This is a genomic window from Chloroflexus sp., from assembly GCF_034432675.1.
Lineage (GTDB): Bacteria > Chloroflexota > Chloroflexia > Chloroflexales > Chloroflexaceae > Chloroflexus.
In genome coordinates, this window is sequence record NZ_DAOUBI010000101.1 from 1 (window position 1) to 13,120 (window position 13,120).

Genomic DNA, 13,120 nt, shown 5'->3' on the forward strand with positions numbered 1-13,120 from the left:
GGCCCCCAGGCCCTGGCCTTTGCACACCGTATGCTTAGTGAAGCTCAACAGAGTCATAATCCGGTGACCGAAGCGATTGCTGAATTACGCCTCGGCCACGCCTATCAGGTGATTGCCCGTAGCGACGAGCAGATCGCACGTCAGCATTACAGCCGGGGCTTGCGCCTGCTACAACAGGTGAGTGTTCCACGGACCCGGGCTGAGGGTTACCTGGGATTGACGTTGTTGCACGGCCACGCCGGTGATCTGGCGCGTGCTGAAGCTGATGCACGAGAAGGCTTGCTTCTAGCTGTCTCTGCCGGTGATGAATGGGTCGCTGCGCTCATTTTGCTCGCGCTGGGAAGTGTGACTCTGATGGCCGATGATCAGCGCGGCTACGAATGGCTTGATCAGGCCGAGAAACGTTTTCAGATCGGTCGTGATACGTTTGGCCTGTTTCTCGTTCATCTCTGGCGCACGCTGGCTGCGTTGCGGGCCGGACGGACAACAGAGGTTGATCAGCTCGTTGATCAAGTGATGCGCGAGGCCGTCGAACACGGTTACGAAAGTGTCTTGATTGGCCCTAGCCTCTTTGGCCCACGCGATATTGCTGCGTTGGTACCATTGCTCTTACGGGCGCGCTCGATACCGGCGCATCGAGATACTGCCATGCACCTACTCCGCCAGGGATTTCCTTCGATTGCTGCTGATGATACGGTCAATGACTATCATCCAGGCTTCACATTGAGGGTACAGATGCTGGGGGCTTTCCGGGTCTGGCGCGGGAATCAGGAGATTCAGGCCCGTGAGTGGCAACGTGAGAAAGCGAAGCAGCTCTTTCAACTTCTGTTAACCATGCGCGGCAATTGGGTGCAGCGCGAACAGATTTGCGCCTGGCTCTGGCCTGACGCCGAGCTGGAAGCTGCTGAACGTCAGTTCAAAGTGACGCTGAATACATTGAATGCTGCACTTGAACCTCATCGCCCGTCCCGTGTTCCCCCATTCTTCATCCGTCGGCAGGGGTTGGCGTACAGCTTTGCCCCTTCATTCGGGGCATGGATCGATGTGGATGAATTTGAGCTACGGGCCGGTGGGGCATTGACGAGTAGCGATCCGGATTTTGCTCGTCGCAGTGCACAGGCCGCATTACAACTCTATCGCGGTGACTATCTTGCCGAAGCATTGTACGATCCCTGGACCATTGAAGAGCGCGAACGGCTGTTGGCACGGTATCTGGCAACTGCGGTCGCGTATGGCGAACAATTGAGTGCCGAGGGACGGCATGACGAAGCCATTCAAATCGCCGAACAGGTGCTCCGTCGTGACCGGGGTTATGAAGAGGCATATCAACTGCTGATGCGAGCACATGCACGAGCTGGAAGTCGTTCGCAAGCAATACGTTCTTATACACGCTGTGTGCAGGCGTTGCACGAGGAATTAGGGATAGAGCCTCTCCCCGAAACGGAAACCCTCTATCATCGTATCCGGCAAAACGAGCCAATTTGACAACCTTTGTGATAGTTTGTACGATGAATTTGCTGAATGTATCAGCACTGTCGAAGAGTAGACGGTGTCTGATTTCCTTCGTCTAAGGAGCATAATGTTATGGACCCAATCTTCGCCACCATTCGTTCCATTCACGCGATCTTCGGTCGCGAGGTGTTGTCGGTTCTGATTGTTGCTGCAGCTATCTACCTTGCCTTTACCTATCGCCCGAACGCACCTCGTAGTCCAGTGGCACGCATCTTCCCAGTGTTGATCGATATTCAGGTGACACTGGGCCTGATCTACTGGTTGGTTGGTATTTTTGCCGGCATAAACTATTTTCTCAGCTTTCCCTTCATCCTTCACCCACTACTTGGTTTTGCTACTGCCGTCGTTGCCCATCTGCTGATTGGTGCTCGCAGCCCCTTTGCTCGTCTCGGACGCTGGGCAGCGCCATCGGCACTTGGTATCATTCTGGTGTTGGTGCTCAGTAATGTGATGATTGCGATGATGGCATAGCGCAGGCCTGATGAGCCACGCATATCGCCGCCTGTCCAGTGTCACCGGTTGGCCGTCGGGGCAAGCTGTAGGGGCGGGTTCCAAACCCGCCCCCTACAGAAAATCACCCCAATGCTCCGGCCTGGGCAAGCAGCCGACTATCCTCGTCATCGGCGGGACCGGCGGCGAGCCACGCAGTCTGTTCGGCCCATGCTGTCTGGGCCGTAGCCAGGTCAGTTTCAGCAAAACGTAGTCGGTCGTTCGGCAAGAGTTGTGCAGCCAGCGGTAGGTCGGCACCGATAACCACCGCAATCACCGGATAACCACCGGTCGTTTGGGCATCAGCCATCAACAGAATGGGACGACCATCGGGTGGTAGTTGGATTGCGCCTGGTATCACGCCAAATGAGGGTAGTGACAGCTGATGTTCTGGAAGGATCACTCCACTCAGGCGATACCCCTGGCGGCTGGCAGCCTGATCGAGCTGAAAGTCTTGTGAAAGGAGCAATTCCCAAGCTGTTGGCAGGAGATCACGTTGAGGGCCGGGGAGGACGCGCAGGCAGGGGTGGGCACAGTATAGCGGACGCCGATCTGCCGGCCACCAACGGTATCCATTCTCGCGATGTAATGCGCGAGTCCGGACTTTGATCTGATCGCCAGCCCGTAATGCGCGGCCCTGATACCCGCCGAATCCACCGGCTAAACAGGTGCCCGCACCACCAATCACCCGTTCAGCTTCGAGATCGCCAGCTATCGCTAGATAAGCACGTCCACCCCAGCTACCCCGGCGCCCGCCCAGATTTAGGATGCTGCCTGTCGGGGCTACCACGCTTTGCCATGGTGCAAGTGGTATCTCGTTGAGCCGGGCCTGGAGATCGGCGCCAGTCAGCGCTATCAGCATTGCACTGTTGAAGCGCATGCTCACCCCGCCGGCGGTCAATTCGAGCAGTGGTGCGTCAGGATGGTTGCCGACCAGGCGATTCGCCGCTACCAGGGCGAATCGATCCATGGCCCCTCCCGGTGGCACGCCGTAGCGTCGGGCTGTGAGCCGTCCACCATCTTGAATGGTTAGCAAGGGGCCACTGGCGATGATGTCAATCGTTGCGAGTTTCATAGGGTCAATCAAAAGTAGCCTGATAATAATAACCCAAATTGCCACCTATTCTGTGAGCAGGCCCAGTCTGACTGCCAGGATGAACAGCACGACGCTGCACATACCACCGTGGGCGTACCTGCCTGAATAATTTGGGTAGTATCCAGTTCCTATCGACGCGCTACGTCACGCCTCACGGCAGCAACTCAGGTAATACCTATCCTCTGTGTCCTCCGTGTCTCTGTGGTGATAAAGGAGGCAACCTGGGGCAATTATTATTGCCCGGTATCGTGTAGATGATACCGGATGTTGGTGTATGCGCGACTCACATGATCGCCCCGCTGCTCTCTTAGTCTATCCAGGCGAGCTTTGGGATCACGGCTCAGGCGGCACCACACGTAATTTCCCGCGCAGGAAGGGGATACGTTCAATCACTTTGCTCAGTGCGTCTTTGATGATCGTCATATCTTCGTCAGGCAATGCCCGCAGTACCAGTACCAGCCCCACGTATACGACTGCCCCTAATGGTACACCGAGGAAGAAGAAGGTCGAGTCACGGAGCCACCAGATCGAGAGAACCATCCCTATCCCGGCCAGGCTCGTGAGTAATCCTGCTCGCCAGTTTTGGGCATTGAGCGTGCCTCTCGGCAGCAGCTTTATTGCGGCAATCAAGATGCCTAATTCAGTCACCGTGTAGGCCAGTGCGCCGCCCAAAGCGCCGTTCCCAAACCCCTGATCGGTCCAGGGCACCAGCACAAAATCCAACGGCAACGTCGCCACCGTCGCCGCGATCATGATTACATTGAGTGCTGCAGTTCGCTCGGCAGCAATCAACAACTGGCTCAGGACGGTGTTCAGGTAGGTGCAGATCAAGACCAGGCCTAACACCGCCAGCACCACCCCGGTTGGACGAAAGGCTTCGCCGTAGAGTAACAGCGCAATCGGTTCGGCCAGCGCTAGCAATCCCAGGCCGATGGGCATACTCAATGCCAGCATAATGTTGAAAATTGGACGGGCCGCCATCGCCAGATGATCTTGACCGGCGGCAAACCGGCGGGTTAAGGTTGGAAAGATCACTGTCCCAATTGCCACCGGAAAGAACATTAATGTACCGAACAGATTGACAGCAGTGCCATACCAGCCAACCGCTTCAGTTGAGGCAAACATTGCGATAAACAGGCGATCAATCTGTTGATACACCATGAGCGTTAGTGCTGTCACCAGATATTGTTTCGAGTCGAGCAGCATTTGCTTTGCTGCTCGCAGATCAACCCGCCACTGTGGTCGGTGCTGGCGAAAGAGGAAAAATGCGTCGCCGAGGAAAGCAACTACGGCTGCCAGTACATTTGCCCAGCCGATCCAGATCACATTGAAGCCAGCAAAAAGTAAGCCAAGGCTGACGACCGTCAGCACAACCTTGCTTGCTACCGTCACCAGCGATACATAATGCGTCTGCTCCAGACCGTTCAGGGTTGCAATCAGCCCACCACTCAACACCGAGAAGAGGGTCATGAGACCAATAATCCAGATCAGTGCCGTCTGGGTCGGATCGGCGGAGACGGCGGCCAGATCGTAGCCAAAGACGGCCAGACAACCGAGAAGCCACAGAGCGGTGCGTACTAGCAGACTGGTTGTTACCAGAGTACCGGTACGATGGGGTTCACGGGCCACCGCCTTTGTGAGGTAGGTGTCCATGCCAAAGGTGATCAACACACCGACGATCATCCAGATCGAGAGGGCAATAGAGAGCTGACCGATTGCCAGCGGTCCCAGAATACGAGGCTGAAAAATGGCCACCAGGAACGCCATTGCCCACGTCAGCAATTGTGCTGCCATCATTGCGCTGGCATTACGGGCCAGCCGGGCGCCACTGATCGGCGCCAGCGAGGTTGCATGGCTACTCACGGTAAAACTCCCCTATGTGATGGGTCGGCACCAGCCACCCGATCTGGTGCGATGTAGCAACACGTTTCAGGATTGATTTGGTAGTTCAGGCTTTTGTGTAAGCCAACGAAGGGGTAATAAAGCTGATCGAGGCCCAACAGCACTTTATCCCGGCGATGCCACTTGATAATTCCCGAAGCAATCTGACGCAATCCCTGACTAAACAACCATTCGGACAGGATCACAATGCCACCTGTATCGCCGCAGCGCAAATATTTGCCGGCAACTGCGCCGGCACCCATGCCGTAGGCGCGAAAGCTGCGTCGTGCACCTTGCCAGCTTTGCCAGTGGTGATGATAGGCGATTGCCTCTGGAGTGAAGACGATTCGTCCACCGGCCTTCAATGCTCGATACCCCAGGTCGCGCTCTTCCCAGGCACCCAGCGGTGCGCCGGCGCCGATCAATTCATCAAAGCCACCGAGTCGTTCAAAGGCATCACGGCGAGCACCCATGTTATGACCATGACCGAACGCTAAATTGAAGCGATTGTGCTGAAAAACATGACGGAAACCATTGCACGTTCCCAGCACCAGTTCATCGATACCCTCTTGATGCGGCCCCGGTAAAACAGCCCCGAATGCCAGCCAGGTCTGCGGATCGTGTAGCTCTGCAACCAGGGCGCCAATCCAGTTCGGATCGAGCACGCAGTCATCATTCGTAAACAGAATGTACGGCGCATTCCCCATTGCTACGCCGGCATTACGGGTCGCCGAAATGCCACGCACGGGTCGCCGCACATACCGGATACGCTCATCAGACTCGGCATGGGAACGCACGCATTGTTCGGTTCGATCATCTTCGCTTTGATCAAGCACCCACAGGACGAATTGAGAATAGGTACTCCGCCGTAAGCTGGCAATGGTGGCATCAATCGCTGCCCCTCGCCCATACGTTGAGATCACGACATCTACGGTTGTCGTATTCATAACATTGCTGCCCGCCTGATCTAACTGCCGTTGACGGCAGCAGTGTACGGCTACAAGTTAACACTTTGCTGAAATGAGGGCTAGTCGTAGTTAACGAGACCGTCACCTGCGCTACAAAGCATCTGTTTGCTGGTTCACCATTCGGGTCAGCCCGTGTTTATGCAGTGCGCCGAAGTGCCTCGCCGCGGAGTTGCCGCTCTACTTCGTGAATCAGATCGTCCGAGTCGACCGGTTTGGTGAGGAAGGCGTTGACACCAACGCCGGCTGCTTTTACTGCATCCCGCTCTTCAACACTACCGGTAACGATAATGACCGGTATGCTACTAAAGCGTTCATTGGTGCGCATTTCACGTACCAGCTCAATACCATCCATCCGCGGCATCGTCAAATCGGTGACGACCAGATCGACGGCATACGTATCCAGGTGACGTAAAGCCTGGACACCATCGATAGCGGTAACCACTGTATAACCGTGCTGTTCGAGGACAAAACTCATCAGCCGATGGCTGGGAACGTAATCATCAACTATCATAATTGTTGTCATAAGGTTTATCTCCCCGACTCCAGATACTTCACCAAATGCCAGTAGTTACCATCCGCACGCGATGTATATGCAACGTGATCCATCAAGTGGCGGATTAAGAAGAGACCGTAGCCGTGAATTTGGGCTTCGACCAGATTAGGTTGTGGTACCAGCTCCGGATCAAACGAATCGCCCGTATCATGCAACTCAATCTCCAGGCGAGCCGGCTGTGGATGTAAGACAAGTATGACTCTGACCCGATCCTCATCATTTTGCCGATTGTGATAGGCATGACTAATGATGTTCGTGCAGACTTCGTGGGCTGCGAGCTGTATATTGTATACCAGCTTTTCATTGACTACATCTACCTGTCGGAGCAACTCTGCAATTGTTTCACTCAAGAGATGCAAATAGGCATAACGCGCCGGCAGATCGAGCCGGATCACTTCCTTGTGTTGCAGGCTCACAGCGCCGCTCCTTTGATTACGATGATCGTCTGATCATCATCCTGGGGATGACCGGCACTAAACCGATCAACCACGCTAAATAAACTATCGGCAATTGCCCGTGCCGGTTGTTCGGCCAGCTCATCGACAGCCGCTAACAGACGATCAATCCCAAACAGTTCATCATCGGCATTGCGGGCATCGCTAAAGCCATCGGTGGCAACAATCAGCAGATCCCCCGGCCTCATTGTCAGATAACGGTTTTGAAAGTTGTTCACCGGCAGTACACCAACTGCTGTGTGGTCGGCTAACAGCAACTCTGCTTTGCCGTGGCGTGGCCGGTAGATGACCGGTGCATGACCGGCATTGGTATACATAATTTCACGATTGTTTTGGTCATACTGACCAACAAAGATGGTTGCAAAGACGCCGATCCGGGTAAAATCGTTGTACAGATCTTCACTGGATTGCCGCATCACCGCTGCCGGCGTCGGCGACGGCATGAATTGCGCTTTGCTATGCAGGGCGGTGCGGGTCATCGACATGAGCAAAGCGGCAGAGACACCTTTACCACTCACGTCGCCAATCGTGAAGATGAAGGGGTGGTTGGGGATGTTGATAAAATCGAAGAAATCACCCCCCACCTGGAGTGCAGGCCGTGAATATGCGTAAATATCCAGACCGGCTACTTCCGGTAACGTGCGGGGCAAGAGATCGGTCTGGACGCGCCGGGCCAGATCCATCTCACTGCGTAATCTGGCCTGCTCAACCATTTCCTGGTACAGGAGAATCCGCTCAATTTGTGCGCTGGCCTGATCGGTGATCGCGCGGCCTAATTTTAGCTCCGGTGTGCCAAAGCCTTCGGCACGATCAATAATCCCCAGACTCGCTATCATCATGCCGCGCACCCGTATTGGCAGCAGCAGTAAGTTGTGAACGCCGGGTGGTCGTCGCAAATCGCCATCATCTTCTCTGAGCAGCAGTGGCCGATCTTCTGTCTGTAGTTGCCAGTACAGACGCCAGATGACCTCGTTATTCAAGCCGCAGGCTGAAGATTGCACGACAATCGGTTCACCACCATTGGCAGCAACATACGTTGCAAACCCGGCTCGCCCCTTGAGCATACGAAGTGCTTCATTGACGACGGCCTGGAGCGTTTCACGAATGGTTACCAGATCGCGCATGGCCTGCGTCAATCGATACAACGCCAATTGCTGATCCTGACTGGTAACCAGATCAGCGGTCATGCATTGCAGTTCATGCTCAAGCTGGACAATATAGCTAATCAGCCTCGCCTCTGCCTGTAACCGCTGCCGTGCTGCCTCGTCGCGTAAGCCGGTCAGTCGCAGTTCACCGATGACTTCATCGTAGCGATAGATAGCCGCTGTCAGATCAGGCGGGAGCATACGCTGACCTGCCGGCCAGTAGGCCAATGGACGCCCCTGTTCGTAAACGCCAAACGTTTGTGCTCCCTGCGCTAACCAGGCCTCGGCCATGGCCTGAAAGCGTGTATACTGCGAGCTGAGCAACGATACGAGCATGGAGGTTCTCTCAGGCATTCAAAACAGCCAATGCATGATCGGCATCAACAAAAATAGTGAACGCTTTGTCGAGTCTGGTCAGTTCAAATATCATTAACACAGGCCGTCGCAGACCGCACAGCGCAAATTCGCCCTGCCCCTGCTGGCAACGCTTCAATGCCGAAACCAGGGTTGCCAGCGCGGTTGAGTCAACAAACGTCGTTTCGCTCAGATCAACCAGCACCCGTGCCCCAGGTGTTCCTGTCGCCTGTTCCAGCCATTGTTGGACCGGTGGTACTGTATTGGCATCTAGTCGGCCTGTAATGGCAAGCACTGCCACATTCCCGACAATCCGTGGCTTCATTTCCATAGCCTAAATCCTCCTTAAGTAGCGCAAACTGCTGGTCAGTAACGGCGACAAACTGACCTATCGGTTAGGTGGCAGGGTCAGATCGGGTGTCAATGATGATCTGACGGTCTGATGCGCCTTTGTTAGCCGGCGTAGCCAGACAACCGGGGTCCGTACCAACAGGTCAAGGTCTCTTCGCCACGAGCGTGTCGCGCTATAGTATACATCGGCAATAATCACTGTATCGAGATCATCGGATGAAGCCTGAATATACCACAAACCGGTCACTCCAGGCGGCACGTCGTGCCGTCGCTGCTGCCACTTCTCGTTTAACCGGGCTGCCTCATTTGGTGTCAAGGGTTTGACGCCGACCAGTTGCAAGTCGCCACGCAGGACACTTAAGAGTTCTGGTAAACGATGCAATTCATACGTTTCCAGCCATCTACCAAACCAGCGGTAGCGCCCGTCTGCGTGGCGCGTGCGCCAGCGCCAGAGCGTGAAAGGCCGCAGAGTCATGTGACCATCAGGCAAGATAATTCGTTCACCAATCCGTGCGACCCCCACCAGTGGTCGTCCACCACTCCCCAGAGCAGCCAGGATACCCGTCAGTAAAAACAATGGGCTGAGCAGGATCAAGAGCAGAAGCGCAGCGAGTCGATTCAGGAAACTGGCAAATCGCCCAATGCTGGCGGTCACTGCTGAAACCCGCCCGATGAGAAAGGCGTCGACAATTGCCGTCTGCTCACCGGTATCCGGGTCTACAATCATCCCAGGATAGACAATCCGTTGATTGAGATTGACCAGTTGTCCCACGTAGGTGTCGCTCCACACGACACTGGCCGTGACGGTGGCTTCATCATCGACCATACAACCGCTACCGATGACCGTTCCCAAGCCGAGTTCAGCCTCACGCCCGATCCAGCAGTTGTCGCCAATGTACAGGGGGGGCGCAATTCGTACACTCGGATGGATCGAATCGTTACGTCCAACCCAGATGCCTGGGGCAATTTTGCGTCCACTGAGCGAAGGGTAGCGAACCGTGTCTGCAGGTCCATCGGTGACGTTGGGATCAAGTGCTCGATAGGCGCTGTAGAGGAAGACCTGTTGAGCTGAGTAATAGTCGGTCAGTGTCGTGAGTGGATTCCAGTAACCGCTGAAGGTAAAATTCTGTACCGGTGTTTGCCCGGCAATCAAGCGTGGTAGCAGATCGGTGGCGATAACACAACGACTGCGCAGCGGGATGTGTTCGATCAGCGCCGGCTCAACAATATACGCTCCGGTAAGGGCAACGACATCAGCCCCGGTTGGTGTTTCGAGCACGGCACCGATCTGACCATCAGCCGCAACCACAGCATATGGTGTGGCCTGATGCGGGTGAGGTTGATGGGTAATCACCGTCAGCAGTGCTCCCTGCCGCTGGTGATGATCAAGCGCTGCTTCTATCGCAACATCAATAATCGCGTTTCCCGGAATGACCAGACAGGTTTCATGAATGAGGGGTGCTGCCCAGCGGAGCGCACCACCATCCGCCCATGCTTCGTTCAATGAAATGTACTCGATATCAACACCCCAACGTCTGCCACTACCGAACACCGCGGTAATGGGAGCACTCTGTTCGTGGAGCGCAATCAGAATACGTTTGATACCGGCGCGGGCCAGAATTTCAATCGTGGTCGCCATCACCGGGCGGTCAACAATCGGTAATAACACATCAGGTACAACGTCGGTCAAGGGGGGCAACCGACGCTCTTCTGCCGTAGCAATGATGAAAGCAATAGTCATTGGTTCAGGCTCCTTCAGTGGCTACAGAGGTATCAGGCAAAGGTGCCATTGTTGCCGCCGTGACATCTGGAAAGATTTGTAATACCTGATCGAGGCGTACCAGTTGCAGTGTACGTAGGACATCATGTGAACAACTGGCAAGGCGTAGAGCGCTGTTGTGCTCGCGGGCCAGGCGGTCGAGTTTGACCAGCGCAGCCATGCCGGCACTGGCCATAAAGGTCGTACCACTGCAATCGATAATCAGACGTTCGCCTTGATCAAGTTTTGTGCTGGCTTCGTTCAGGAAGGTGGTTGCGGTTGCCGCATCAAACAGACGCGGTGCGGATATAATCGTCCAGCCGTGCGTTGTGGTTGACGATGCCGGCAGGGGGGGTTGTTCCTGAGTGATCCGGTCTGCGATGGCCGACAAATCAGGAAAGCGCTCAAAGAAGCGATCCAGTTTGAGCAAGTCGAGAATGCGGAGAATTGGTTCCTGCACATTGAGCAGGAACAGATCACCGCCTTTAGCGCGCGCCTGCCTGGCCAGAGCAACCAGGGCGCCCAGTGCTGAACTGTCGAGAAATTTGGTCTGGCTCAGGTCGAGAATGAGATAATGCTGTTCACCCAACAGTCGGTACGCTTCCTGTCTGAATGACTCCAGGTTATTAACGTCGAGGCGATGTCCGACAGTCAGCACCGGCCACGGTATTGGTGGGGCTGCCGGCTCGATTGGTGGCGGCACCTGCGCCGGTTCCGGGTTGGGCACCATACTCAGGGCACTTCCCCGTTGCATTGCCCACCACTGCCGGAAAAAGAAATACCCAAAGTAGACAAAATCGTGAACATAGCGCTTCCACAAGCGGCGTGGTTCCTGGATGAGTCGGTACACCCATTCCAGCCCACTGCGTTGCATCCACAGCGGAGCGCGTCTGGTCACGCCAACGATCATGTCAAACGTACCACCAACACCAATGGCAATTGGTACCCGCAGCTCATGGGCGTACATGCGAATCCACTTCTCTTGTTTCGGGTTACCGAAAGCCACCAGCAGAATATCAGGTTGTGCGGCCTTTACCGTCTCGACAATCGAGCGATCCATCTCCAGGACTGAGCGGGGGGGTGGCGACAGAACACCGGCGACTTTAAGTCCGGGATACCGCTCTTGCAAGATAGCTGCTGCTTTTGCCGCTACGCCTTCCCGCGCACCCAGAAAGAAGATCGAATAACCGCGCTGGGCTGCCCGTTCAGCCAGCGCCGGTACCATATCGGCCCCGGTGACGCGCCCCGGCAGTGGCCCACCCAATAGCCGTGATGCCCAGACTAGTGGCATCCCGTCGGCAGTTGCCATATCCGCCTCTTGCAGGATACGCCGTAGTTCGGGATCGTGCAGCGCATTGACCACAAAATCGGCGTTGACCGTCGCAATCTGATGGAGACGACCGGTTGCCCGACCTTCCACGATAAACTCGTCGCAGCGATCAAGTGCCTCAGCCATGGTCAAGTTATCAATCGGCACACCCAGAATAACGAGCAGTTTGCGCATGGTGTTCTTCCCGGTCAGTAAGCACCTCGTCCCAGCAGAACTGCCGGAATGGTGCGTAACAGAATTTCAATATCCTTCCAGATGCTTTGCTCGGCAATATATTGCAAATCCAGCTCAACCCAACGCTTAAAGTCGAGATCGCTTCGCCCTGATACCTGTTGCAAACCGGTGATGCCGGGAATGGCATGCAGGCGCCCGATCTGCTCATAGGTATATTTCGCGACTTCGCTCGGTAAGGCAGGGCGTGGCCCAACCAGACTCATCTCGCCTTTCAGTACGTTAAAGAGTTGTGGCAATTCGTCGATACTAAGCTTCCGGATCACCCGACCGACTCGGGTTACACGCGGGTCGCGCTTCATCTTGAATACCGGGCCATCGGCTTCATTTTTGGCCTGCAATTCGCGAAGCCGTTGCTCGGCATCAATGTACATCGAGCGGAATTTATAACAGTAGAAATGTTCGCCATCTTTACCGACACGCATCTGTTTGAAGATCACCGGTCCCGGTGACTCGAGTTTGATTAACAGTGCTGTCATCAGCATGATCGGCGACGTCAAAATAATCGCAATCACCGCCACTGTCACATCCAACACTCGTTTAAGACGCGAGAGCAGTTTGGTACGAATCACCCACCACGATAAGGCCAGTCGCAAACGCTGATTGGCGCGGGTGCGCTGAAAACGACGCTCGGCAAAGATGGTGAGCATGCGCTCTGTCTTATCATCAAGATGGTGCGATTTCGGTTTGACAACGTTCATAGCAGGGTACCTCACTCGTTTCGAGAACACTATCACTATACCCCATCGAACGAACAAATTCCTTACAACGATTGAGTTATCAGTGAAGAATATGTCACTCGTAACACGCCATCACTGCCTGATCTGCCAGTGACTTATGCTGAAGTGTATACATCTATAATATTAGAACTTATTTCATAAAACGCTGTACTGTCGCTCTAACAACCATCTCCGGTGCCATCATGCGCTGGATTAGTTACCTTGCCCGCTCATTATGCGCGTGTCGCGACGTTTGGAGTGCGACAGCCATGCTGCC

At 55.0% G+C, this 13,120-nt stretch carries 12 protein-coding genes; 2 read left to right on the forward strand and 10 right to left on the reverse strand.

From position 1 onward, the window contains the following. Both VAE55_RS07380 and VAE55_RS07385 read left to right on the forward strand, forming a co-directional pair. Positions 1-1,485 (forward strand): bacterial transcriptional activator domain-containing protein (locus VAE55_RS07380; protein WP_322815148.1); only part of this gene is annotated, 1,485 nt, incomplete at its 5' end. A 99-nt stretch (positions 1,486-1,584) separates the two neighbouring features. Further along, positions 1,585-1,983, forward strand: a complete 399-nt coding sequence (locus tag VAE55_RS07385; RefSeq protein WP_322815149.1) for a hypothetical protein — start codon at positions 1,585-1,587, stop codon at positions 1,981-1,983. Between the two features lie 103 nt (positions 1,984-2,086). On the opposite strand, the gene VAE55_RS07390 is transcribed toward VAE55_RS07385, so the two are convergent. The 10 genes from VAE55_RS07390 to VAE55_RS07435 all read right to left on the reverse strand — a co-directional run bounded on the left by VAE55_RS07390 (position 2,087) and on the right by VAE55_RS07435 (position 12,825). Continuing rightward, positions 2,087-3,076: a biotin-dependent carboxyltransferase family protein gene (locus VAE55_RS07390; protein ID WP_322815150.1), complete on the reverse strand. Its 990-nt coding sequence runs from the start codon at positions 3,074-3,076 to the stop codon at positions 2,087-2,089. 354 nt (positions 3,077-3,430) lie between these two features. After that, complete coding sequence (locus tag VAE55_RS07395; protein ID WP_322815151.1) at positions 3,431-4,960, reverse strand: flippase; 1,530 nt, start codon at positions 4,958-4,960, stop codon at positions 3,431-3,433. After that, a complete protein-coding gene (locus VAE55_RS07400; RefSeq protein ID WP_322815152.1) occupies positions 4,957-5,925 on the reverse strand; it encodes a glycosyltransferase family 2 protein in 969 nt (322 codons plus the stop codon). The genes VAE55_RS07395 and VAE55_RS07400 overlap by 4 nt, the downstream gene beginning before the upstream one ends. 157 nt (positions 5,926-6,082) lie before the next feature. Next, positions 6,083-6,469: a response regulator gene (locus VAE55_RS07405; protein WP_322815153.1), complete on the reverse strand. Its 387-nt coding sequence runs from the start codon at positions 6,467-6,469 to the stop codon at positions 6,083-6,085. A gap of 5 nt (positions 6,470-6,474) precedes the next feature. Next, positions 6,475-6,915, reverse strand: a complete 441-nt coding sequence (locus tag VAE55_RS07410) for an ATP-binding protein (RefSeq protein ID WP_322815154.1) — start codon at positions 6,913-6,915, stop codon at positions 6,475-6,477. After that, complete coding sequence (locus VAE55_RS07415) at positions 6,912-8,435, reverse strand: PP2C family protein-serine/threonine phosphatase (protein WP_322815155.1); 1,524 nt, start codon at positions 8,433-8,435, stop codon at positions 6,912-6,914. The genes VAE55_RS07410 and VAE55_RS07415 overlap by 4 nt, the downstream gene beginning before the upstream one ends. A 10-nt stretch (positions 8,436-8,445) precedes the next feature. After that, complete coding sequence (locus VAE55_RS07420) at positions 8,446-8,784, reverse strand: STAS domain-containing protein (protein ID WP_322815156.1); 339 nt, start codon at positions 8,782-8,784, stop codon at positions 8,446-8,448. Positions 8,785-8,841: 57 nt separating this feature from the next. Further along, entirely contained in the window at positions 8,842-10,545 is a 1,704-nt protein-coding gene (locus tag VAE55_RS07425; protein WP_322815157.1) for a sugar transferase, read from the reverse strand. A 4-nt stretch (positions 10,546-10,549) separates the two neighbouring features. Beyond that, positions 10,550-12,067: a WecB/TagA/CpsF family glycosyltransferase gene (locus VAE55_RS07430; RefSeq protein WP_322815158.1), complete on the reverse strand. Its 1,518-nt coding sequence runs from the start codon at positions 12,065-12,067 to the stop codon at positions 10,550-10,552. A gap of 14 nt (positions 12,068-12,081) precedes the next feature. Continuing rightward, entirely contained in the window at positions 12,082-12,825 is a 744-nt protein-coding gene (locus tag VAE55_RS07435) for an exopolysaccharide biosynthesis polyprenyl glycosylphosphotransferase (RefSeq protein WP_322815159.1), read from the reverse strand. Positions 12,826-13,120: the final 295 nt, after the last annotated feature.